Raw genomic sequence first — 25,261 nt, forward strand, 5'->3', positions numbered from 1 at the left:
TCTTTCGGTGGTGGAACCCGGGGCTTCTGCGAGAGCAGGGTTACGGGTCTACGACGCGCGGGACCGGTCAGATAGAGCACAACGGCAGGGCACCACTGTAACGGGAGTCTTCGTCCACACCACAACCTGACCGACAGTCACCCGCGGTCCCTTCCCCGGGACCCCATGGAGGTTATTTCCTTGGCTGCTGCGCGCAACGCATCTTCCACCACCACTCCCAAGAACGGACGAAACCACTCTCGTCTTTCGTTCGCCAAGATCACCGACACCCTCACCGTTCCGGATCTCCTCGCCCTGCAGACGGAGAGCTTCGACTGGCTGGTCGGAAGCGACGCGTGGAAGGCTCGCGTCGCCGAAGCCGAGGCCCAGGGCCGCCAGGATCTGCCCGGCAACAGCGGTCTGGAGGAGATCTTCGAGGAGATCTCCCCGATCGAAGACCTCAGCGAGACCATGCAGCTGAGCTTCACGAACCCCTTCCTGGAGGAGAAGAAGTACTCCATCGACGAGTGCAAGGAGAAGGGCAAGACCTACTCCGCGCCGCTCTACGTCGAGGCGGAGTTCATGAACCACATCACCGGTGAGATCAAGACTCAGACGGTGTTCATGGGCGACTTCCCGCTGATGACGGAGAAGGGCACGTTCATCATCAACGGCACCGAGCGTGTCGTCGTGTCGCAGCTGGTCCGCAGCCCCGGCGTGTACTTCGAGCGCACCGCGGAGAAGACATCCGACAAGGACATCTACTCGGCCCGCATCATCCCGAGCCGTGGCGCATGGCTCGAGTTCGAGATCGACAAGCGCGACCAGGTCGGCGTGCGCATCGACCGCAAGCGCAAGCAGTCCGTGACCGTGTTCCTCAAGGCGCTCGGCCTGACCAGCGAGGAGATCCTCGAGGAGTTCAAGGGCTTCACGTCCATCGAGCTCACGCTGGAGAAAGACACCATCCTCACCAAGGAGGAGGCGCTCAAGGACATCTACCGCAAGCTGCGTCCGGGTGAGCAGGTGGCAGCGGAGGCCGCTCGTGCCCTGCTCGACAACTACTACTTCAACCCGAAGCGCTACGACCTCGCCAAGGTCGGCCGGTACAAGATCAACCGCAAGCTCGGCCTCGAGGCCCCGCTTTCCGACTCGGTGCTGACCAACGCGGACATCATCAAGACCATCAAGTACCTGGTGGCCCTGCACGATCCGACCGCGCCCGGCGTGAAGCAGCTCGGCGAGAACGTGTACGCGATCGACGGCACCCGCGGCGGCAAGAGCGCGGACATCCGCCTGGATGTCGACGACATCGACCACTTCGGCAACCGCCGCATCCGTGCGGTCGGCGAGCTCATCCAGAACCAGGTGCGCACCGGCCTCAGCCGCATGGAGCGCGTGGTTCGCGAGCGCATGACCACGCAGGACATCGAGGCGATCACGCCGCAGACCCTGATCAACGTGCGTCCGGTCGTGGCTGCGATCAAGGAGTTCTTCGGAACCAGCCAGCTGTCGCAGTTCATGGACCAGAACAACCCGCTCGCTGGCCTGACCCACAAGCGCCGCCTCTCGGCGCTGGGCCCCGGTGGTCTGTCCCGCGACCGTGCGGGCGTCGAGGTGCGCGACGTGCACCCTTCGCACTACGGCCGCATGTGCCCGATCGAGACGCCTGAAGGCCCGAACATCGGTCTGATCGGCTCGCTGGCATCCTTCGCTCGCATCAACTCGTTCGGGTTCATCGAGACGCCCTATCGCAAGGTCGTGGGCGGCAAGGTCACCGACCAGATCGACTACCTGACCGCGTTCGAAGAGGACGACTTCATCGTCGCCCAGGCCAACGCTCCGCTGAAGGCCGACGGCCACTTCGCAGAGGATCGCGTTCTGGCCCGCCAGAAGGGCGGCGAGGTCGACCTCGTTCCGGCCGACCAGATCGGCTACATGGATGTCTCGCCGCGCCAGATGGTGTCGGTCGGCACCTCGCTGATCCCGTTCCTCGAGCACGACGACGCGAACCGCGCCCTGATGGGTGCGAACATGCAGCGCCAGGCCGTGCCGCTGCTGCGCAGCGAGTCGCCGAACGTCGGAACGGGCATGGAGGGTTACGCGGCCATCGACGCCGGCGACGTGCTCACGGCGGAGAAGTCCGGCGTGGTCGCCGAGGTCTCGGCGGATGCCGTCACCATCCAGCTCGACGAGGGCGGAACGCAGACCTACTACCTGCGCAAGTTCGACCGCTCCAACCAGGGCACGAGCTACAACCACCGCGTCATCGTGAACGCCGGTGAGCGCATCGAGGCCGGCGAGGTCATCGCCGACGGTCCCGCGACCGAAGACGGCGAGCTCGCGCTCGGCAAGAACCTGCTCGTGGCGTTCATGCCGTGGGAGGGCTACAACTACGAAGACGCGATCATCCTCAGCCAGAACCTGGTGAAGGACGACACCCTCTCCTCGATCCACATCGAGGAGTACGAGGTGGATGCCCGCGACACCAAGCTCGGCAAGGAAGAGATCACGCGCGACCTGCCGAACGTGAGCCAGGAGCTGCTGGCCGACCTCGACGAGCGCGGCATCATCCGCATCGGCGCCGAGGTTCGCCCCGGCGACATCCTGGTGGGCAAGGTCACGCCGAAGGGCGAGACCGAGCTCTCCGCCGAGGAGCGCCTGCTCCGTGCGATCTTCAACGAGAAGAGCCGTGAGGTTCGCGACACGTCGCTGAAGGTGCCGCACGGTGAAGAGGGCACGGTCATCGGTGTCAAGGTGTTCGACGCCGTCGACGGCGACGACGAGCTCGGTTCGGGTGTGAACCAGCGCGTCGCGGTGTTCATCGCTCAGAAGCGCAAGATCACCGCGGGCGACAAGCTCGCCGGCCGCCACGGCAACAAGGGCGTCATCTCGCGCATCCTGCCGGTGGAAGACATGCCGTTCCTCGCGGACGGCACCCCGGTCGACGTCATCCTCAACCCGCTCGGTGTTCCCGGCCGCATGAACTTCGGCCAGGTGCTGGAGATCCACCTCGGATGGGCCGCCAAGCAGGGCTGGAAGGTCGAGGGCAACCCGGAGTGGGCTGCTCGCCTGCCCGAGATCGCCCGTGAGGCCGCGCCGAACACGAAGGTGGCGACGCCGGTGTTCGACGGTGCGCTGGAGGAGGAGATCGCAGGTCTGCTCGACTCCACGCTGCCGAACCGCGACGGGGAGCGCCTGATCGACCACACCGGTAAGACGCAGCTCTTCGACGGCCGCTCCGGCGAGCCGTTCCCGGAGCCGATCTCGGTGGGCTACATGTACATCCTGAAGCTGCACCACCTGGTCGACGACAAGATCCACGCCCGCTCGACCGGACCGTACTCGATGATCACCCAGCAGCCGCTCGGTGGTAAGGCGCAGTTCGGTGGTCAGCGCTTCGGCGAGATGGAGGTGTGGGCCCTCGAGGCGTACGGCGCCGCCTACGCGCTGCAGGAGCTCCTCACCGTCAAGTCCGACGACATCCTGGGCCGCGTGAAGGTGTACGAGGCCATCGTCAAGGGCGAGAACATCCAGGAGCCGGGCATCCCGGAGTCCTTCAAGGTTCTCATCAAGGAGATGCAGTCGCTGTGCCTGAACGTCGAGGTGCTCTCGGCCGACGGTACCCCGGTGAGCCTGCGCGACACGGATGACGAGGCTTACCGTGCCGCCGAAGAGCTCGGCATCAACCTGTCCAGCCACTTCGAGTCGTCGTCGATCGACGAGATCTGAAGCCAGCCAGACCCTTACTGACGAACTTTCTACTAGGAGAGAAATTGCTCGACGCAACAACTTTTGACGAGCTGCGTATCGGCCTGGCCACGGCAGACGACATCCGTCGCTGGTCCCACGGTGAGGTCAAGAAGCCCGAGACGATCAACTACCGCACCCTGAAGCCGGAGAAGGACGGTCTGTTCGGTGAGCAGATCTTCGGTCCGTCCCGCGACTGGGAGTGCGCGTGCGGCAAGTACAAGCGCGTGCGCTTCAAGGGCATCGTCTGCGAGCGCTGCGGCGTGGAGGTCACCAAGTCCTCCGTGCGCCGTGAGCGCATGGGTCACATCGAGCTCGCCGCCCCCGTGACGCACATCTGGTACTTCAAGGGTGTGCCGTCGCGCCTGGGCTACCTGCTCGACATGGCGCCGAAGGACCTCGAGAAGGTCATCTACTTCGCCGCCTACATGGTCATCGACGTCGACGAGAACGGTCGTCACGAAGACCTGCCGGGCCTGGAGAACGAGCTGCGCCTGGAGATCAAGGCGCTCACCGACCAGCGCGACGCCCGTGTGGCCGACCGCCTGGCCAAGCTCGAGAACGACCTCGCCGCGCTGGAAGAGGAGGGCGCGAAGGCCGACCAGAAGCGCCGCACCCGGGACGGCGCTGAGAAGGAGATGTCGCAGATCCGCAAGGGCTTCGACGAGGACATCGCGCGACTCGAGCGCGTGTGGGAGTCGTTCCGCACGCTCAAGGTGGGCGACCTCAAGCCCGAGGATGCCGACTTCAACGAGCTGCTCGACCGTTACGGCCTGTACTTCACGGCCTACATGGGTGCCGAGGCGATCAAGAAGCGCCTCGAGGCGTTCGACCTGGTCGCCGAAGCCGAAATGCTGCGCGATCAGATCGCGAACGGCAAGGGCCAGAAGAAGATCCGCGCGATCAAGCGGCTGCGTGTCGTCAGCTCGTTCCTGCAGACCGGCAACTCGCCGGCCGCCATGGTGCTCGATGTGGTTCCGGTCATCCCGCCGGAGCTGCGCCCGATGGTGCAGCTCGACGGTGGCCGCTTCGCCACGAGCGACCTGAACGACCTGTACCGTCGCGTGATCAACCGCAACAACCGTCTTCGTCGTCTGCTCGACCTCGGTGCCCCCGAGATCATCGTGAACAACGAGAAGCGCATGCTGCAGGAGGCCGTCGACGCGCTGTTCGACAACGGCCGCCGCGGCCGCCCCGTCACCGGCACCGGCAACCGCGCCCTGAAGTCCCTGAGCGACATGCTCAAGGGAAAGCAGGGCCGCTTCCGCCAGAACCTGCTGGGCAAGCGCGTGGACTACTCGGGCCGTTCGGTCATCATCGTCGGCCCGCAGCTCAAGCTGCACCAGTGCGGTCTGCCGAAGGACATGGCGCTCGAGCTGTTCAAGCCGTTCGTCATCAAGCGGCTGATCGACCTGCAGCACGCGCAGAACATCAAGGCCGCCAAGCGCATGGTGGAGCGCGCGAACCCGCAGGTGTGGGACGTGCTCGAGGAGATCATCCGTGAGCGCCCCGTTCTGCTGAACCGCGCGCCGACGCTGCACCGTCTGGGCATCCAGGCGTTCGAGCCGCAGCTCGTGGAGGGCAAGGCCATCCAGCTGCACCCGCTCGTCTGCGCCGCGTTCAACGCGGACTTCGACGGTGACCAGATGGCCGTGCACCTGCCGCTGTCGGTGGAGGCGCAGGCCGAGGCGCGCATCCTGATGCTCGCATCGAACAACATCCTGAAGCCGTCCGACGGTCGCCCGGTGACCCTGCCCGCACAGGACATGATCATCGGTCTGCACCACCTGACGACGATCAGGGAAGGCGCTGAGGGCGAGGGCCGTGCGTTCTCGTCGGTGTCCGAGGCGATCCTCGCCAAGGACCAGGGCTCGCTCGACCTGAACGCCAAGGTGCGCATCCGTCTCGAGAACCTCTACCTTGCGGAAGAGGATGCCCCCGAGGGCTTCGTGCAGGGCGGCACCGCGCTGCGCGAGACCACGCTCGGTCGCGCGATCTTCAACGAGACCCTGCCGGAGGACTACCCCTACGTGGAGGCGGTCGCCGACAAGGGCAAGCTGTCGTCGATCGTGAACGACCTGGCGGAGCGGTACCCGAAGGTGGAGGTCGCGGCAACGCTCGACCGCATCAAGGATGCCGGTTTCTACTGGGCAGCGCGCTCCGGTGTCACCGTCGCTCTCAGCGACATCGTGACGCCTCCGTCGAAGAAGGAGATCATCGCCTCGTACGAGAAGAAGGCGGCGAAGGTCCAGAGCGAGTACGAGAAGGGTCTCACCACCGAGGCCGAGCGTCGTCAGGAGCTCATCAAGATCTGGACGGATGCCACCGACGAGGTCGCGAAGGCCATGCGCGAGAACTTCCCGGAGCACAACACCATCAACCGCATGGTGTCCTCCGGTGCTCGTGGTAACTGGCTGCAGGTGCGCAACATCGCCGGTATGCGAGGGCTGGTGAACAACCCGAAGGGTGAGATCATCCCGCGTCCGATCATCTCGAGCTACTCCGAGGGACTCTCGGTGGCCGAGTACTTCATCGCGACGCACGGTGCCCGCAAGGGTCTGGCCGACACCGCTCTGCGCACGGCCGACTCCGGCTACCTCACGCGTCGTCTGGTGGACGTCTCGCAGGACGTCATCATCCGCGAAGACGACTGTGGCACGACCAAGGGTCTCGACCTGAGGATCGGTGCGCGCGACTCCGAGGGTGTGCTCATCCGCGACGAGAACGCCGAGAACTCGGTGTTCGGTCGTAGCCTCGCCACCGACGTGGTGGACGAGAAGGGCACCGTCCTCGCCGAGGCCGGATCGGATGTCGGTGACGTGCTCATCAACATGCTGATCGCGGCCGGTGTCGAGACGATCCGGGTGCGCTCCGTGCTCACCTGCGAGTCCGCCGTCGGTGTCTGCGCGGCGTGCTACGGCCGTTCGCTGGCCACGGGCAAGCTCGTGGACATCGGAGAGGCTGTCGGCATCATCGCGGCGCAGTCGATCGGTGAGCCGGGCACGCAGCTGACGATGCGTACGTTCCACACCGGTGGTTCGGCATCCGCGGACGACATCACGCAGGGTCTTCCCCGCGTGCAGGAGCTGTTCGAGGCGCGCACCCCGAAGGGTGCGTCCCCGATCGCCGAGGCCGCAGGCCGCGTGCGCATCGAGGACACCGAGAAGGCCCGCTACGTCGTGCTCACCCCCGACAACGGCGACGAGGAGCACCGCTACCAGGTGCTCAAGCGCTCGACGCTGCTCGTCGAGGACGGCGACCACGTGGAGCTCGGTCAGCAGTTCATCGTCGGCACGGTCGACCCGAAGGAGGTGCTGCGCGTGCGCGGCATCCGCGCGGTGCAGGAGCACCTCGTTGGCGGCGTGCAGGGCGTGTACCGCTCGCAGGGTGTGCCGATCCACGACAAGCACATCGAGGTGATCGTGCGCCAGATGCTGCGCAAGGTCACCGTGGTCGACCACGGTGAGACCGACCTGCTGCCCGGTGAGTTCGTCGACCGGTCGAAGTACAACGCGATCAACCGCGCCGCGCTCGCCGAGGGCAAGAAGACGGCATCCGCCCGCCAGGAGGTCATGGGTATCACCAAGGCCTCGCTCGCGACGGAGTCGTGGCTGTCGGCCGCGTCGTTCCAGGAGACCACGCGTGTTCTCACGCAGGCCGCCATGGAGGGCAAGCGCGACCCGCTGATCGGTCTCAAGGAGAACGTGATCATCGGAAAGCTGATCCCGGCCGGCACCGGCCTGCCGCGTTACCGCAACGTGACGGTCGAGGCCACGGAGGAGGCGAAGGCGGAGCGTTACCCGAACCGCATCTTCACCGACGACACCGTGTTCAACGAGAACGACCTGAGCTTCGTCGACTTTGACAGCTTCAGCTCGGACGACTACACCCCGGGGACTTACAACTGATTGAGGGAGGGGAAAGCGAGCTTGCTCGCTTTCCCCGACCGATTGAAGTTGTGAGCGGCGAAGCCGCGATATAACTGACCAAGGTGAGAGCAGAGCGAGCTTGCTCGCTTTCCCCGACCGATTGAAGTTGTGAGCGGCGAAGCCGCGATATAACTGACCAAGCCGTTCAGGAGCCCCGCGCCGCAAGGCGCGGGGCTCCTGCGCATTTCGCCACTCGTCGCCTCGAGACCGCGCGGTGCGCCTCGCGCAAGCCCTTGGCGCGCGCTGTTACCGTGACGAAAGCTGTCTGAGCGGCGAAAGCCGTGCACGGCGACAGCCGACCCAGCCCGCCACGCGGTGCGCCGCGTTCACACAACAGGGGGCACCATGAGCAACGACACACCGCAGGCACGAGGCGCCGACGAGCCGTCGGAGCCCGCCGACCTGAACCGCGCATCCGATGACGTGACGCCGTCTGGCCACGAATCGGCGCACGCTCCCGCGGAGGACTCGGTCGAGGGAGTCCCGGCCGAAGAGGAGCCTCTCGTCACCGAGGAGCATCCCGCCGCGGGTGAGGCTCCCGTCGAGGCGGAAACCCCTCGCGAGGCTCCCGCCGAGGACGCTCCCGTGGCGGCTCCTGTAGCGGCGCGGCGTCCCGTCGATCAGCCGGCCCAGTCCTCCGTTGGCGACGACACGGCGGCGTTCGACGTGGTCTCCGATCAACACGACGAGGCGCGGCCCGACGAGCGAGCGGAACCCGTGATCCTGCCGCCCGAGCCGTCGGGAGAGACATCCGAACACCCGGCAGCAGGGTATGACGGTGAGCCGGCGGCGGAACACGCGCCGGCGGCACCGGAGCCTGTTCCGTACGAAGAGACGGCATCCGCCGAGCAGGCGGGCACGACAGGGCTCGAGGGCGGGATCGCGTCGGCGACGGTGGCGGCGCCCACCCCGATGTACGTCACGGCTCCGACTCCGCCCAAGCGGCGCGGCAACCGGCTGATGGGCATCCTCATCGACATCGTCGCCACGGTCGCGTTCGCGGTGGTCTTCGCGCTCGTGAGCCTTGCGCTCATCGTGGCCAGCGGCCAGAAGGGCTCGATGGTGACGTGGGAGCACTTCCTGCAGACGGCCGCATTCTGGCTGCCGGTCGTGGTCTTCTTCCTCGCTGAGGCGCTCCTCATCACGATCGTCAACCGCGCCGGATGGTGGGCGCACGTACTCGGATCGTTCTTCGTCGGCGTCGTCGTCTACTTCGCTTACATGGGCGGCACGCTGCTCTCCGTCGACGTGTTGCACGTGTCTGCCTCCTTTGCCGGGCAGTTCCTCAGGACCATCGCGGTCAGCCCGACCGCGATCTTCGCCGGTGTCATCGCGCGCGAGGCATCCCTCTGGTTCGGTGCCTGGATCGCGGCCCGCGGCCGACGGATCCGCGCGGCTAACCTGGAGGCGCAGCGCGAGTACGACAGGCGGATCGCCGCCGGGCCCACCACGAGCCCGGGAGCCTGAACCGCACGCTCAACGCCGGCTCCACGTTCGATGAGCGTGGACCAGCGCGTGCGTGAGCGCCGCCGAATCGCCGAAGCGCAGCATCCCGCCATGGAATTCCGTCGATACGCCGCCACCCTCGCCTTCTTCGCGACGGTGCTGTACGTCGCGCTGTTGATCGCCGCGCTCGGCGTACTCAGCGTGATGCTCAATCGCGACGTGATCGAGAACGCGGATGCCGGCCTGTACGCCGGTCCGATCGCCTGCGGGGTCGCCTCCGCTGTCGTCTTCGCGGTGCTGATGGTGCGAGCGCTCCGGGTGCCGCGTCACGCGCACGACATCGCGATCGGGGTTGCACTGCTGAGCGGCGCCGGATCTTACGTCGGCTATGCGGTCGCCGGCGCGATGGTCGTGGGAGTCACGGACCCGTTCCAGTTCCTGCCGTTCGTCGTCGAGCAGCTGATCGGACCGTTCGCGGCGGCCGCAGGCATCCTCTCCCTCGTCGTCGTGCTCCTGGACATGATCGTGCTGTCGTCGCGCATCGACGAGCGCGGCCGCCCCCGCTGGCCGTGGGAGAAGCGCGACCGCTGAACGGCTGCACGCCAGCGTTCCGCTGTCGCAAATTGCGGGTTGGTGGCGGGCGCACCCGCAATTTGCGACAGCGGAAGCGTGAGGCGATGCGCTTCGGATGCCTGTGGAGGGCTCGCGCGGGAGAAGGCCGGTTTCGGGCAGGGTGCGGGCATGCAGCCGTCGCCGATTCCCTCCGAGCTCGGACCGTCGTTCACCGCCAAGCAAGCCCGGGATGCCGGGGTTTCAGCGTCCAGGTTGAGGGCCCGGGACCTGCAGACCCCGTTTCACGGCGTGCGTGTGAGGCCGCCGACGGAAGAGGGACTGCAGAAGAACGACGAGGACGACCCGGACGTCGTGAAGGAACATCCGATCATCGCCCTTGCTCGTCAATACGCGCTCCGGATGACCGAGCACGAGTTCTTCAGTCACCTCTCGGCGGCTATCATCTGGGGTCTGCCGCTTCCGCCTGCGATCGAGAACACGAGCGCGCTCGACGTCAGCGTGTTCGCGCCGTTACGAGCGTCCCGTGGTCGAGGCGTCCACGGACACCAGGCGCGTAAGGGCAGCACGACCGTGCGGCGGCATCCGAAGACCGGCCTTCGGGTCTCGAGCCCGGTCTCGACCTGGGCGGCCGTGGCGCCGATGCTCGAGCATCCGTACGATGTCGTCGCCATGGCGGATGCCATTGTCCGCGTGCCGCGGGCACCCGGTGCGTTTGCCCGACCGCTTTCCCGACCGCTCGGCACGATCGCCGAACTGGATGCCTGTGTACGGGCCGGCCGCCGCGTCGGAGTCTCAACGCTTCGCGATGCGCTTCCGTTGGTACGGCTGGGCGCTTCATCGCGGCCCGAGACCTGGACGCGCCTCACGCTGATGGATGCCGGTCTGCCGGAGCCGACGCTCGATCACGACGTCTTCGACGAGTACGGAATGTTCCTGGCGTGCGTCGACATGGCCTACCCGGAACTCAGGATCGCCATCGAATACGAGGGCGATCACCATCGCAGCGATGCGCAGCAATGGGCCAAGGACGTCGACCGGTACGACGCCCTGACCGCACACGGGTGGCGGGTCATCCGCGTGACGAAGCGGCTCCTGTTCGATCACCCCCAGGAATTGGTGCGCCGCGTCCGGACGGCCATCGACGCTCGCTGACTCCCCACTAACCCCCCGCGCTCCACCGGATGGTGTTCGTGCCCCATTCCGCTGTCGCAAATTGCGAGTCCGCCCGGGGAACACCCGCAATTTGCGACCACCGAATCCCATGCACACAGCGTGATTGCAGCGAGAGTACTTGATCTGTTACAGTACTGGCCATGCAAGAAGACTCGCAGGCATCCGCGGCGTTCACCGCCGACCTGCTGCGCGGCCACACCGACACGATCGTGCTCGGCGTGCTGCGTGGCGGCGACGGGTACGGCTACGAGATCCACAAGGCGATCCGCGACGCCACTGGCGGCGAGTACGAGATCAAGGAAGCGACGCTCTACGCGAGCTTCCGTCGCCTCACCAAAGACGGACTCATCGAGCCGTACTGGGGTGACGAGACGCAGGGCGGCCGCCGCAAGTACTACCGCATCACCGACGCCGGGCGTGCCGTGTACCGACGCAACGTCGAGGACTGGCTGAAGACGCAGGCGATCATCAACACACTTCTGAACCTGAAAGGGGGCCGCTCATGAGCGGCAGCGACAACACGTCTGCCGGTGGGGAACTGGATGCCCGCCTCGACGAGGCGTTCCGGCGCCTTCCCGACACAGACGACCTGCGTGACCTGAAAGACGAGCTGCGCGCGAGCCTGGCCGCCCGCGTCGCGGAGTTGGAGGCATCCGGTGCCGGACCCATGGCGGCCGTGTCGACGGCATTCGCCGAGCTCGGCGACATCGAGCAGCTGGCCGCCGAGGTCGCCGGCGAACCTGCAGGCCCCGCCGCCGGTGAGCCGGTGCGAGGTACCGCGTTCGCAAGAGACGCAGCCGCACGTATGGCGGCCGCCGACACGAAAGCCGGGGGAGCGGATGCCGCGACGGGCCGCAGCACGTTCGAGCTGGTGCAGCGGCATCGCGTGCGTCCTCGTCCGGCGTTCGTCGTGCGCACGGTACTGCTCTCCGTGGTGGCCGCCGCGGGGCTCGCGCTCACCGTGCTGGCGGCGCTCGGCATCCTCGGCTGGCCGATCGGCGCGTCGGCAGTGGCCGCGATCGTGCTGCTGGCCGCCCCGATCGGCGTGATCGTGAGCGACGGCACGCATCAGGAGACCACGACGAACTACCCGGTGCCCGGCCGCCGCGCGATCGGGTACGGAGCATCCGCGTTCCTCGGGCTCGCCGGCCTCGCGCTCGGCGCGCTTTACGCCACTCACCTGGCGCAGCTGTGGCTGATCGTGATCGCGGCGCCCCTCGTGGTCGTCTCGATCGCCTGGTTCAGCTACCTCGGCGCGACGCAGACGAACCGCAAGAAGCCGTGGATGGCCAGGCTGCGCAGCGTCTACACGAACGAGTTCGACGGTGGCGACCGCTTCAGCAAAGACCCTGCGGCGGCGGCCCGGTTCGGCATCTACACGGTGGTGATCATGGTGGTCTCGGTCGCAGTGTTCGTCATCCTCAGCCTCACGGTCGGCTTCGTCTGGTCGTGGCTGGCGTTGGTGGCCGGGTTCGTCGTCTTCTTCCTCGTGCTGGCGCGGATGCTCTTCCCCGCCGGCCGCAACGAATCGAATGGAGCACACCATGAATGAGCGGATGCCCGCACGCAGCACCGCCGGCACCCTGGCTGTGGACGCGGCCGGGCTCACGAAGACCTACCGCGGCGCGCACCGCACGCCTGTGCAGGCGTTGCGCGGCCTGACGTTCCAGGTGCCGGCCGGCATCGTCTTCTCGATGCTCGGCCCGAACGGCGCAGGCAAGTCCACCACCACGAAGATCCTCACCACGCTGAGCCGCCCGAGCGGTGGATCCGCACGGATCGACGGCATCGACGTGGTGCGCCACCCGGCCGAGGTGCGCCAGCACATCGGCTACGTCTCGCAGGGAGCGAGCACCGACCCGCTCCTCACCGGCACCGAGAACCTGGTGCTGGCCGGCCGCCTGCGCGGCATGAGCGGGGCGGATGCCCGCGCCCGGGCATCCGCTCTGCTGAAGGAGTTCGGGCTGGGCGACACCTCCGATCGCCCGGTCGGCAAGTTCTCCGGCGGCATGCGGCGCCGGCTGGATGTTGCGGCCGCGCTCGTGCACGCACCGCGCGTGCTGTTCCTCGACGAGCCCACCACCGGGCTCGACCCCGAGGCGCGGGCGGCGATGTGGGCGGAGATCCGCCGGCTGTCCGCCGAGAGCGCCATCACAGTCATCCTCACGACGCACTATCTCGAGGAGGCCGACCGGCTCGCTGACGACGTGATGATCATCGATCACGGCACGAAGGTCGTTGGCGGAAGTCCCGACGAGCTGAAGGCATCCCTCAACGGCGACACGCTCCGCGTCTCGCTCGTCGAACCGGATGTCGAGACGGTGCGCAGGGCGGCCTCGACGGTTCGCGGCCTGCGCGACGTCGTCGTGGAGACACAGGGGACGAACGGTCAGCTCGTGGCCCGCACCGACGACGCGTCGTCGGCCGTGGCACCCGCGATCGCGGCACTCGAAGCGGCGGGCATCGTGTTCGGGGCGGTCTCTGCATCCCGCCCGAGCCTCGACGACGTGTACCTGCACTACGCGGGCCGCTCGTTCGACACCGCCGACGCCGCAGCGGAGCCGCAAGCATCCGCGGCGGCGAAGCCGGAGGCATCCACAACCCTGAACGGAGAAGCAGCATGACCACCACTGTCGCCGGCGTCGCGCCGGCCCACCCCGTACGAGCCGGATGGCTCACCCAGACAGCGCAGATCACCGGCCGCTGGATCACCAACACCCGCAGGCAGGTGTGGGGTGCGGCGTTCTCGCTCGTGCAGCCGATCGTGTGGATCCTGCTGTTCGGGCAGGTGTTCTCCTCGCTCGGCAAGCTGCCCGGGTTCAGCGGCACCGGGTACGCCACATTCCTCGTGCCCGGCGTGCTCATGATGACCGTGCTGTACAGCGGCGCGTGGGCGGGGTCGGGCTACATCGACGACATGAAGTCCGGCGTCATGGACCAGCTGCTCACCGCACCGGTCTCCCGCACCGCGATCGTCACCGGCCAGCTCGTGCAGCAGCTGATCATCTGCCTCGGACAGTCGATCGTCGTGTTCTTCATCGGCTGGCTCGGCGGCGCGAGCTACCCCGGCGGAGTCGGCGGGATGGCGCTCGCCCTGCTGACTGCGCTGCTGCTCGGCACAATCTTCTGCTCGCTGTCCACGGCGGCCGCGCTCACCACGCGCAACCAGGTCGCGCTCATCGGCATCTCGCAGATCGTGGTGCTGCCGGTCACGTTCCTCTCCACCACGATGATGCCGGCGTCGCTGATGCCGGAATGGGTGCAGAACGTGTCGAAGTTCAACCCGATGACCTGGTCGGTCGACCTCGCCCGCAACACCCTGGCAGGCACGACGGATGCCTCGGCACTGCTGCTCGTCGGTGGCCTGGTCGTCCTCGCGGTGCTGGCCTTCGTGTGGTCGGTGCGGGCGCTACGCGGGTACCAGCGCAGCCTGTGACGGCGCCGGCCCCCCATCCAATCAAGCGACACTAGGTGTACGCGACGACCCTAGGTGCACAGCGCCCGGTCTCGTCGCGTACACCTAGTCTCGCGTTCGGGTGGCGGCTCTCGCGTTCGGGTGGCGGCTCTCGCGTTCGGGTGGCGGCTCTCGCGTTGGGGGTGGCATCCGCGTCGGGGTGGCGGCACTCGCGTCGGGGGTGGTGACGTCCGCGTCGGGGTGGCGACACTCTCGTCGGGGCTGGGCGGCGTCCGCGTCGCGGTGGCCGGCGTCCGCGTTGGGTCGGGCGCCGCCGCGGAGCCCAGCCGCCGCGGAGCCCAGCCGCCGCGGAGCGCAGCCGGCGGCGGCGCACGGCCGGGCGGCGGTTAGGGTGGGTGGGTCGCGGATGTCGCTCCCGCGACGCACGGTTCCCGCCTGTGGGTTCCGCGCCGGACCGTCTCGGAGTCTCCGCCATGCGCCTCAAGCTGACGCTCAATCGGCCCTCCGGCACACCCGCCGACATCGTCGTCACCGCGGATGCCGCAGCCAGCATCTCCGAGATCGCCACGGCGATCGCGCTGCTCGACCCGATGGGCGCGCAGGCACTGGCATCCGTTCCATCGGCCGAAGCGGCGCCGCTGACACTGCGCGCCACGCTTCCCGGCCAGGCCGAGTCGGTGCCGCTCCCGCCGGATGTGCCGGTCGGCGAGGCGTGGATCGCCAGCGGTGCGGTGGTGCAGCTCGCGCCGGCCGATGTGCACTTCACGGCGAACGAAGCCGGCAGTCGCATCCAGGTTGCGACCCTCACCGTGCTGAGCGGCCCGGATGCCGGCAGCAGCTTCCCTCTGGCGCTCGGCACGACGGTGCTCGGGCGCGACCCCGGCTGCGACATCGTTCTGCACGACGGACTCGTCTCGAAGCGGCACGTCAGATTCGAGACGTCCGATGCGGTCGAGGTCGTCGACCTCGGCAGCGCCAATGGAATCGTCGTCGACGGGGGCATCGTTCCGCGCTTGCGCATCAAGCGCGAGGAGGTGCTGGTCATCGGCGACTCCGAGGTGAAGGTCACGGTGACGCATCCGGATGCCTCCGGCATGGCACCGAAGGCAGGGCCGGTGTTCTTCAACCGGTCGCCGAAGGTCGAGGTGCGCTACGCCGGGCAGGAGTTCGCCGCACCGGAGCCTCCCGCGGAGCCCGAACCGCAGCCGTTCCCGCTTCTGGCGATGATCGCGCCGCTGCTGGTCGGTGGCCTGATGTTCGCGTTCTCCCAGCAGATCACCTCGCTGCTGTTCATCCTGATGTCGCCGGTCATGATGATAGGGAATTCGCTCACCGAGAAGCGCAGGGGCAAGCGCCGCCTGAAGAAGTCGATCGCCGAGTTCGACGAACGGCTTGCCGGGCTCACGGAGGAGCTGGACGCGGAGCTCGCGAACGAGACGCGGCTGCGCACGAAGGAGTCCCCGTCCACCGATGACGCGCTGAACCAGGCGATACTCCGCGGGCCGTTGTTGTGGACGCGGCGGCCGGAGCACTGGTCGTTCCTCAACGTGCGGCTCGGCGTCGGGCGCATGAAGAGCCGCAACACCATCAAGACGGGTGGCCGCGGCGAGATCCTCAAGGCCTACCAGGAGCGCCTCGACGACGTGGTGGCCGCGCACGCGACGATCGACAACGTGCCTATCGTGGACGACCTCTACGACTCGGGCGCTCTCGGCATCGCCGGGTCTCCGCATCAGGCGATCGGCAGCCTCAACTCGATCATGGTGCAGCTGACATCGCTGCATTCTCCGGCGGAACTCGCCGTCGCCGCGATCGTCTCCCCGAGGTGGTCGGCCGAGCTCGAGTGGCTCAAATGGATCCCGCACACCTCGAGCCCGCAGTCTCCGATCGGGGTTGGGCATCTCGCCGACAGCGCGTCGAGCGGGGCGACCCTGGTCTCGGCGCTCGAGGGCCTCATCGAATCACGCCTCGCCTCGAGGCAGGTGCAGCGCCGAGGTGCGATGAAGGCCGACGCCGCCAAGCTCGACCGCGGATCCGAGGTGGGCAAGGAGCAGTCCGACCAGGGCACCCAGGCGCAGATCCCCGCCATGGTCGTCCTCATCTCCGATGATGCGTCGGTCGACCGGGCGCGCCTCGTTCAACTCGCCGAGCGCGCCGCGGATGCCGGTGTCTATCCCATCTGGATCGCGGACGATGTTCCCGCGCTGCCCGCCGTCTGCCGCACCTACCTCGAGCTGAGCGACGACCCCGGGAAGGGCCGCGTCGGCCTTGTGCGGCTCGGCGAGGTCATCGAGGATGTCGCGACCGAGACGGTCGACGGCGGGCGCGCGCTCGAGTTCGCCCGGCGGATGGCGGCGGTCATCGATGCGGGCGCCGTCACGGCGGACTCGAGCGACCTGCCGCGATCCATCTCGCTCGTGACGCTGCTCGGTCACGACCTGGTCGAGGCGAGCGAGGCGGTCGTGGATCGCTGGCGCCAGAACAACTCGGTGCACGACAGAAGCGGCGCGGCCCCGGCTCCCCGCCGTACCGGAACGTTGCGTGCCACCGTGGGATCCGCGGGCATCGATCCCATGCACCTCGATCTGCGCACGCAGGGCCCGCACGCGCTCGTCGGCGGCACCACCGGTGCCGGCAAGTCCGAGTTCCTGCAAGCGTGGGTGCTCGGCATGGCGGCCGAGTACAGCCCCGACCGGGTGACGTTCCTGTTCGTCGACTACAAGGGCGGATCAGCGTTCGCCGACTGCGTGCACCTGCCGCACTGCGTCGGCCTCGTCACCGACCTGAGCCCGCACCTGGTGCGCCGCGCCCTGACCAGCCTGCGGGCCGAGCTGCGGCACCGTGAGCACCTGCTCAATCGCAAGAAGGCGAAGGACCTGCTCGAACTCGAGCGACGCGGCGACCCCGACAGTCCACCCGCCCTGGTGCTCGTCATCGACGAGTTCGCCGCCCTGGTCGGCGAGGTGCCCGAGTTCGTCGACGGTGTCGTCGACATCGCTCAGCGCGGCCGTTCCCTCGGCATCCACCTCATCATGGCGACGCAGCGCCCTGCCGGTGTGATCCGGGACAACCTGCGCGCGAACACGAACCTGCGGGTCGCGCTGCGCATGGCCGACGAGGCCGACTCCACCGACGTGGTGGGAACGAAGGATGCCGCCCATTTCGACCCCGGAATCCCCGGCAGAGGTGTGGCGAAGACCGGCCCAGGGCGGCTCACGCTCTTCCAGTCCGGTTACGCGGGAGGCTGGACGAGCAGAGAGCCGGAACGCGCGGGCATCGACGTCGCTGAGCTGCGATTCGGCGGCGAGGTGCGCTGGGAGGACCCGACAGCACCCGACCCCGACGCCGACCTGAGGCGCGACCCGGGCCCGACGGACCAGCAGCGGCTCGTCGCATCCATGATCGACGCGCAAGGCGTCGCAGGCATCCCCGCTCCTCGGCGGCCGTGGCTCGATGAGCTTGCGCCCGCGTACGACCTGAGCCTGCTGCGGCAGCGCACCGACTCGGAACTTCTGCTCGGGGTCGCCGATGTGCCCGATCTGCAGGAGCAGGTGCCGATCTACTTCCAGCCCGACGTCGACGGCAACCTCGCCATCTACGGCACCGGCGGCTCGGGCAAGTCGACGGTGCTCCGCACACTGGCCTGTTCGGCAGCCATCACGCCGCGTGGCGGTCCCGTGCAGGTATACGCGCTCGACTTCGGTGCGGGCGCTCTTCGGATGCTCGATCAGCTGCCGCACGTGGGCGCGGTCGTCAAGGGCGACGACATCGAGCGAGTGGCGAGGCTGTTTCGCATGCTCCGTAAGGAACTGGATGACCGTTCCGTGCGTTTCGCGAACGCCAACGCATCCAACATCACCGAGTACCGCGCGCTCACCGCGCGACCGCAGGAAGCGCGAATACTGCTCCTGATCGACGGGTTCCCGAGCTTCCGGGAGGACTTCGAGGCGGTGGGCAACCGGGCGCAGCTGTACGACATCTTCCGCGACATCCTCACCGACGGCCGCCAGCTCGGCATCCACACCGCCTTCACGGCCGACCGCGGCGGCGCGGTACCGAGCTCCGTGTCGGCCAGCGTGCAGCGCAACGTCGTGCTGCGGCTCGCCGACGACGACGGTTACCGGATGCTCGACGCACCCCACGACGTGCTCTCCTCCACCTCCCCACCCGGCCGGGCGCTCGTGGACGGCTTGGAGACCCAGATCGCGGTGCTCGGCGGTTCCTCCGTCGTCTCCGAGCAGTCGGCCAAGGTCGCCAAGCTGGCGGAGGCCATGCAGCGAGCGGGCGTGACGCCGGCTCCGGAGGTCGGGTCGCTGCCCGTGGAGTATCCGCAAGCCTCTCTCCCCGACCGGGTGGGCGAGAGCCCTGTGCTCGGCGTCGGTGAGACCGATCTGGTGCCGATCGGATTCGACCCCGTCGGTGCGATGGTGTTGTCCGGTCCGCCTGCCAGCGGACGCACGACGGCGTTCATCGCGATGGCCCGCTCCCTGCGGCGTTTCGACCCTTCGGCGCTCCTGTACTACATCGGCAATTCGCGGTCCGTCGCGTCGCGCGAACCCATCTGGGCGGAGGTCGCCACGTCAGCGGAGGCGGCCGACGCTCTCGCATCGAAGGTGAGCGCCTCGGTGCGCGAGGAGGGCGGCACGCGCATCGCCGTCTTCATCGAGTCCATCGGCGACTTCTCGCAGTCCGCGGCGGACTCGGCGCTGACCGACCTCATCAAGGCCGTGAACCGCAGCGACCACTTCCTTCTCGCCGATGGCGATCAAGGCGGCTGGGCATCCGGCTGGGGGATGATCGGCGAGGCGAAGTCGAGCAGGCGCGGCCTCCTGCTGCAACCGGAGAGCACCGACGGCGACATCATCCTGAACACCCCGCTGCCGCGTGCGGCGCGCAACGAATTCCCGCCGGGGCGAGGCGTGTACGTCGCCAGGGGCGCCTTCGAACGAGTGCAGCTGCCGTTGCCGTGAGCATGGGGAGTTGTCCCCATGTCCTCGTGACCGATGGTGCCGTTAGCATCGGTTCAACGGCCCGCGGAACGGAAATCCGGCGGGATCGTAGGGAAGTGCTTCGCGGTCATCCTCTGCTCTCGTACGGGATGACCCGGGGTCTTATCGTGTCCTGCTCAGCAGGCGAAAAGGAATTAGGGGATATCCATGTCTTCTCGTGTTTTGTCGACGGAGGCCGCGAAGGCGGCGATCTCGCAGATTCAGACGATCATCAACGGCGGTCTCACCGACCAGATCAGTGCTCTGGACGCGCAGGGCAAGATCCTGTCCGAGCCGAACAACTGGGACGGGCCGCTGGCGGAGACGTTCCGCAACGACACCTGGCCGAGCACGAACACGGCGCTGAAGAACGCGATCCAGAAGCTGGACGAGCTTCACCGCGAGCTGAAGACGATCTCGACGAACATCTTCACCGCCGGCGGCGGTAACTGAGCTCGACGGGGTCGCTCGGCTCCAGAGGCGAACCGGGCCGGTCTGCGGACCGAGCCCGTTTCCCGTGATGTCGGTGAATTCGAGGATTTCGTAGGGGAGTAGGCGTCTGCCATGGCTGATCTGGGTGCATACAAGGAGAACGTGAAGTTCTCCGATTCGGATGCTCAGGCGTTGATCTCGGCGTGCAACACCGCTGCCGGCGTGATCGACGGCCAGAAGGGTTCGATGCAGTCCGCGCGCACAAAGGGCGAGGAGCAGTTCAAGGGGTACTTCTCCACCCTGTTCGCATCGAACGGTGCGACGCAGGTGAAGGATGCCGGTGAGCTGTCCACTGCCCTGCGCGCCGTGGCGACGCTCACCGGGGAGCTGCAGAAGGCCGCCGACGCTGAGCAGCAGCGCCGCGAGAAGGCGCGGAAGTGGGAAGAGGACCAGAAGCATCAGAGCGGGCTCAGCTCCGCGTGGGGCTGGGTCGAGCACAACGTGTTCGGCCAGAGCGACACGCCTCCGGTTGGCCCGCCCGCTCCGCCGCTCAACCCGGTGGCCGCCAAGCCCCCGGTCGGACCCCGGCAGACTCCTCACCCGGGGTCCGGCGGCGCCTCGTCGGGAACGTCTTCGGCGATTCCGGACAACCTCACGTCGTTCGCGAGCACCACGGGCACGAACGACACCGCGCTCACGACCCAGCATTCCGCCGTACAGAAGGCCTACACGGCGTTCACCTCGTCGTGCGGCTGGGGGAGCCTGGATGCCAGCAGCGTTCTGACCGCGTTCCAGCAGTTCATCCAGGGCAACACCCAGGAAGCCACCTGGGCGAAGGTGGTTGCCGCGGCATTCGAGAAGGCCGGCGGTTCCGGCAGCGTGTGCACGCTGTCGAACGCGGCGATCTCCGCCGCACTGGCCGCCGCTCACGTGTCCGCAACGCGGCAGGACCTCACCATCAGCATGCCCACGGTCAAGGGCGGACTGGTGACGAGCGGCTACGCCGACGACCCGGTGAACACCGCGACCGGCAACTTCATCGAGCCGGAGACCGACCTGGCGTTCGACGGGGCCTGCAGCGCGCTCGTCTTCACACGCATGTACAACTCGGTCGACCCGACCCCTGGCGCTTTCGGCCCGGGCTGGTCGTCGTGGACCGAGAGCGGACTGCTCTTCGTCGAGGATGCCGCGCACTGGGTTCAGCCGGATGGCCGGCACGTGGTGTTCCCGCGTTCCAACGACGGGTGGGACAGGGCGACGGGATCGTCGTACTGGCTGGAGAGGATCGACGAAGGCTTCGTCGTGTCCGACAACGCCGGCGGCACCTGGATGTTCGCAGCATCCGGTCGCCTCGCCTCATTCGCGCGTGGTGCGGGCACCCGGGTGGACCTGATGCACGACGGGGACGGGCGGCTGATCGGCCTCGTGCATGAGCGGGCGCGGTCGATCTCGATCGAGTGGGACGACCGCCGTGTGTCCGCGATCGAGGGGTCCGATGGACGACGCGTCGCTTACGCCTACGACGACGCGGGTCGACTGACCTCGGTGTCCGGGCCCTCCGGTACGCGTCAGTACCTCTGGGGCGAGGAGTCGGGTCTCATCGAGCAGGTGATCGACGCCGACGGCGTCATTCTTCTCGTGAACGGCTACGACGAGGCGGGCCGGGTCACTTGGCAGCGATCGTCGTTCGGTCGCACGAGCCGGTACACGTACCTGCCCGGCGGTGTGACCGAGGTCGCCGACACTAACGGGGAACGGGCGAACACCTGGATCGCGGATGGTCTAGCGCGTCTGGTCGGTGTGATCGATTCCGACGGGAACCGGCAATCGTACGTGTGGGACGCATACGGCGACATGGTGGAGGCAACAGACCGCCTCGGCCAGAAGACCGTTCGCGAGTACGACGACCGCGGGCGGCTGATCCATCAAGTCACCCCCGACGGGGTGGACCTGCAGTACGGGTATGACGACAGGGACCGAGTGGTCACGGTCGTCGTCGGCGCCGCAGACGGAAGCACAGCGGATGCCGTGACCAGTTACGAGTACGAGGGCGACGACAGGAGTCCGTCGGTCATCCTCGATCCCGTCGGCGGTCGCAGCGTCATGGTCTGGGAGAACGGCCTGCTGTCCCAGGTGACGGATCCGACCGGTGTGGTGCTCCGGTTCGGCTATGACGAGCACGGCGACCTCATCTCGACGACGAACGCGGTCGGAGATGTTGCCAGGCTCGAGCGCGACCTCGCGGGTCGAGTGATCGCGGCGGTCACGCCGTCCGGGCATCGCACCACGTATTCGTACGACGACGCTGGTGTGCTGGTAAGCCGGCGGGATGCGGATGGCGGCGTGTGGCGGTTCGAGCACACCGCGGCCGGCAGGCTCGCGGCCGTGGTGGCGCCCGATGGCGGCCGTACGGAAATCGAGTACGGTCCGACAGGGGAAGAGACGCGAAGCATCGACCCGCTCGGCCGCGCTATCACGCGCACGGTGGACGACCTCGGAAATCTGGCCTCGGTGCAGTTGCCCGACGGTTCGGTCTGGTCGTACTCGCACGACTCGCTCTCCCGCCTGATCGAGACAGTCGACCCGACGGGTGGGGTCTGGTCCAACCGGTACGACGCCGACGGCGAGCTCGTCGGAACGACCGATCCGACGGGAGTGACCCGAACGGTCGTCATGGACGCCGAGAACAACTCGGTGACCGTTGACGATGGACTGTTCGCCTCCACTCTGCGCCTGGATGCGCTGGGCCGGCCGCAGGCCGTGGCATCCGGAGACGACGACTCGCACACGTTCGTCTACGATGCCTGCGGACGAGTGGTGGAGATCCTCGATCCGGAGGGTGCTCTCACCCTGATCCAGCGGGATGCAGCAGGTCGCCCTACGGAAGTCACGGATCCGACAGGCCTGAAGACCAGGTACACGTACGACGTGTGCGGCCGCCTGGTCGAGGAGATCGCGCCAGATGGCGGGGTCACGAGGCGCGAGTACGACGCCGACTCGTTCCTGGCGCGCCAGACCCTTCCGAACGGCGACGCCGCCTGGGCCAAGTACGACGAGTGCGGCCGGCTGGTCCAGGTGCACCAGCCGGGGTCAGGAACGGCGACCTACCGGTACGACAAGTGCGGTCGAATCGTCTCCGCCGCCGACACCTGGTGGGGGACGCGTCGCTTCTCCTACGACCGGGCCGGGCAGTTGGTCGCCGTGACGAACGGACTCGGCGGCGTCACCCGCTACGAATACGACGAGAACGGCCGTCTCGTGCGGATCATCGATCCCGCCGGTGGTGAGATCAGGCACGAATGGGACGGGATGAACCGCCTCGTTGCGCAGGCCGATCCCCTCGGCCGCGTGACCGCCGCCGGATACGATGCGGCCGGACGTCAGATGTGGCAGCAGTCGCCTGATGGGCGACGGATCTCCTTCGAGTACGACGCATCGGGCCGGAATGTGGCGCTCAGCGTCGACGGCGCCGTGATCAGCACGGTCGCTCGCGACCTTCCGAACCGCACCCAGACCATCCAGGACCTCACGGGTGACTCACCCGTGACACACGTCATGGAGTGGGATCGCGCGGCGCGACTGGTGCGCGACAGCCGTATCGGCGCCGACGGTCGGGCCAGGGGGATGTCCTGGACCTACGACGCCGCGGGCCGCCGTACCTCCATGGTCGACGCCTTCGGTCGCGTCACGCAGTACCACTACGACCTGGCCGGGCGACTCGACCGCGTCGAGCATCCCGGACTCGGCATCGTCACGCTCGGATACGACAGCGCAGGCCAACTCGTCACGGCGCGGACCACAGATCCGTCCGGCGATGTCACGGACCAGGTCTGGGAGTGGGTCGACGGATATACGGCAGCACACACCATCACCGGGCCGGAGGGCTCGAACCTCACGGTGATCCACCGCGACGAGGAGGGCCGGATAGCGCGCATCACGCGCGACGGCGTGTCGACCGACTACGGCTACGACCTGGCCGAGCAGCTCACCGAGGCGATCACCGAGGGGAACCGCCAGAGCTGGTCGTTCGACCTGAACGGTCGCCTGGTGCAGCGCACCGACGATGAGGTCACGGAGACGTACGGCTACGACCCCGCCGGTCAGCTGATCACCGAGCATCACGATGACGGCACCACGACGACGCATACGTATGACCTCGACGGTCACCGTACCCGCACCATCCATTCGGACGGCGCCGTACGCGATTACGAATGGACTGCAACAGGATGGCTGAACCGCGTCGTCGACACGTCGACCGGCGGTAGGGCGAACACGGTTCCGCTGCACAGCGACGCACTCGGGCGACTGACCGCCGCCGGCACGAGCACGCTCTGGTGGGACACGGCCGCGCCGGTCCCCACTCTGGCGGGCATCGACCACACGGCGGTCCTGCCGCTCGGCGCGGTGACGGGCATCGGAAGCCAATGGATGTCTCCCGGCTGGCGCGCGAACAGGGCAGACACGGCGGATCCCTGGCGCGTCGACCCCGTGCTGCGAGTGGCCGGCGGTCTCGGCCTCACCGCGACGGGAACCCTCACCCTAGGGGCCCTCACCGGGTCCAACCCTCTCGAGTGGCTCGGAGCGCGCCCCTACGATCCTGCCACCCATGCGTTCCTGGCCACCGACCCGGTGGCGCCCGTTCTGGGCGCAGGCTGGGCAGCGAACCCGTACAGCTACGCGGGAAACAACCCGCTCGCGTTCAGCGACCCAACGGGTCTGCACCCGCTCACGGATGCTGAGCTGAAGCAGCAGACCCAGGGGTGGCTTTCCAAGGCCTGGAACGCCACGACCAACTGGGTGAGCCACAACTGGGAATACATCGTCGCAGGCGTCGCCATCGCGGGGGGCATCGCCCTCATGTGCACCGGCGTCGGCGGGCCACTCGGGGTGGCGCTGCTGGCGGGCTCCGGTGCCCTCATCAGCGGTGGCACCTCGATCGCCATCCAGAAGGCCACAACGGGCAAGGTGGATTGGGCGACCGTGGGTGAGGATGCTGCGGTCGGCGCCCTCGGAGGCGCCGTCGGGGCCGGAGTCGCCGAGGGTCTGACCGTGGCTTCGACGTCGCTGAGCGGGGCTGCAGCGGCCGACGGCGCCAGTCTTCTGACGAAAGCCGGTGCCACCGTTCTGAAACCGGCACTCGTGCAGTCGGCGCTCAGCGGCGGCTCCAGCGGTGCCGCCATGAACACCCTGGCCTACGGCTTCAAGACGGACTTCCACGGCAGCGCCTCCGGCTACCTCGCGAACGCGGGAATCGGCTTCGGAACAGGCGCGGCGACCTCGGTGGTCACCGATTCCGTCGGCGACAAGGTGAAGGATCTGGTCGGCTCGCATGTTCACATGCCGCAGCATGCGGCGGGCGTGGGTCGCCATGCCCTCCCGCAGAGCGCAGTCGTATCGTCGTCGATCAGCAGACACGTCGTCGGAGCAGTGGGTACGACCGCGAACGACATGGCGGTCAACGGCATCGACCCCGCGAGCAATGCGAAGGCGGCAGCCACTGGTCTGCTCATGCCCAACGTCATGCCGGGCGTCAGTCACGTGCCCGCACACGCGGCTCCGTGAACGCATCCGTGCCCCTG

The 25,261-nt window shown here is 67.7% G+C and carries 12 protein-coding genes; all 12 read left to right on the forward strand.

Annotation, left to right across the window (positions count from 1 at the left end; all coding sequences use genetic code 11):
- Positions 1-180 precede the first annotated feature (180 nt).
- The 12 genes from rpoB to ACYVI5_RS00745 all read left to right on the forward strand — a co-directional run bounded on the left by rpoB (position 181) and on the right by ACYVI5_RS00745 (position 25,244).
- The gene (gene rpoB / locus ACYVI5_RS00690) at positions 181-3,708 is read left to right on the forward strand and encodes a DNA-directed RNA polymerase subunit beta (RefSeq protein ID WP_460532879.1); all 3,528 of its coding nucleotides are present in this window, start codon (positions 181-183) and stop codon (positions 3,706-3,708) included.
- Positions 3,709-3,752: 44 nt separating this feature from the next.
- On the forward strand, positions 3,753-7,634 hold the full coding sequence (locus ACYVI5_RS00695; RefSeq protein ID WP_460532876.1) for a DNA-directed RNA polymerase subunit beta': 3,882 nt from the start codon (positions 3,753-3,755) through the stop codon (positions 7,632-7,634).
- Between the two features lie 366 nt (positions 7,635-8,000).
- Positions 8,001-9,122, forward strand: coding sequence for an MFS transporter (locus ACYVI5_RS00700; protein WP_460578577.1), 1,122 nt, complete (start codon positions 8,001-8,003; stop codon positions 9,120-9,122).
- Positions 9,123-9,212: 90 nt separating this feature from the next.
- A complete protein-coding gene (locus ACYVI5_RS00705) occupies positions 9,213-9,692 on the forward strand; it encodes a DUF6121 family protein (RefSeq protein WP_460532870.1) in 480 nt (159 codons plus the stop codon).
- A 276-nt stretch (positions 9,693-9,968) separates the two neighbouring features.
- Positions 9,969-10,826 carry an endonuclease domain-containing protein gene (locus tag ACYVI5_RS00710; RefSeq protein ID WP_460578578.1) on the forward strand — a complete coding sequence of 286 codons (858 nt, stop codon included), beginning with the start codon at positions 9,969-9,971 and terminating at the stop codon, positions 10,824-10,826.
- A gap of 161 nt (positions 10,827-10,987) precedes the next feature.
- Positions 10,988-11,353, forward strand: coding sequence for a PadR family transcriptional regulator (locus ACYVI5_RS00715; RefSeq protein ID WP_460532864.1), 366 nt, complete (start codon positions 10,988-10,990; stop codon positions 11,351-11,353).
- On the forward strand, positions 11,350-12,399 hold the full coding sequence (locus ACYVI5_RS00720; protein ID WP_460578579.1) for a permease prefix domain 1-containing protein: 1,050 nt from the start codon (positions 11,350-11,352) through the stop codon (positions 12,397-12,399). Before ACYVI5_RS00715 ends, ACYVI5_RS00720 begins: the two co-directional genes overlap by 4 nt.
- Positions 12,400-12,403: 4 nt before the next feature.
- Positions 12,404-13,471 carry an ABC transporter ATP-binding protein gene (locus ACYVI5_RS00725; RefSeq protein ID WP_460578580.1) on the forward strand — a complete coding sequence of 356 codons (1,068 nt, stop codon included), beginning with the start codon at positions 12,404-12,406 and terminating at the stop codon, positions 13,469-13,471.
- The gene (locus ACYVI5_RS00730) at positions 13,468-14,283 is read left to right on the forward strand and encodes an ABC transporter permease (protein WP_460578581.1); all 816 of its coding nucleotides are present in this window, start codon (positions 13,468-13,470) and stop codon (positions 14,281-14,283) included. Before ACYVI5_RS00725 ends, ACYVI5_RS00730 begins: the two co-directional genes overlap by 4 nt.
- Positions 14,284-14,735: 452 nt before the next feature.
- Entirely contained in the window at positions 14,736-19,232 is a 4,497-nt protein-coding gene (locus ACYVI5_RS00735; protein WP_460578582.1) for an FtsK/SpoIIIE domain-containing protein, read from the forward strand.
- A gap of 186 nt (positions 19,233-19,418) precedes the next feature.
- A complete protein-coding gene (locus ACYVI5_RS00740; protein WP_423354985.1) occupies positions 19,419-19,703 on the forward strand; it encodes a pyrophosphorylase in 285 nt (94 codons plus the stop codon).
- A gap of 111 nt (positions 19,704-19,814) precedes the next feature.
- A complete protein-coding gene (locus ACYVI5_RS00745) occupies positions 19,815-25,244 on the forward strand; it encodes a DUF6531 domain-containing protein (protein ID WP_460578583.1) in 5,430 nt (1,809 codons plus the stop codon).
- The last annotated feature ends 17 nt before the right edge of the window (positions 25,245-25,261 follow it).

The sequence above is a fragment of the Humibacter ginsengisoli genome (assembly GCF_054780095.1).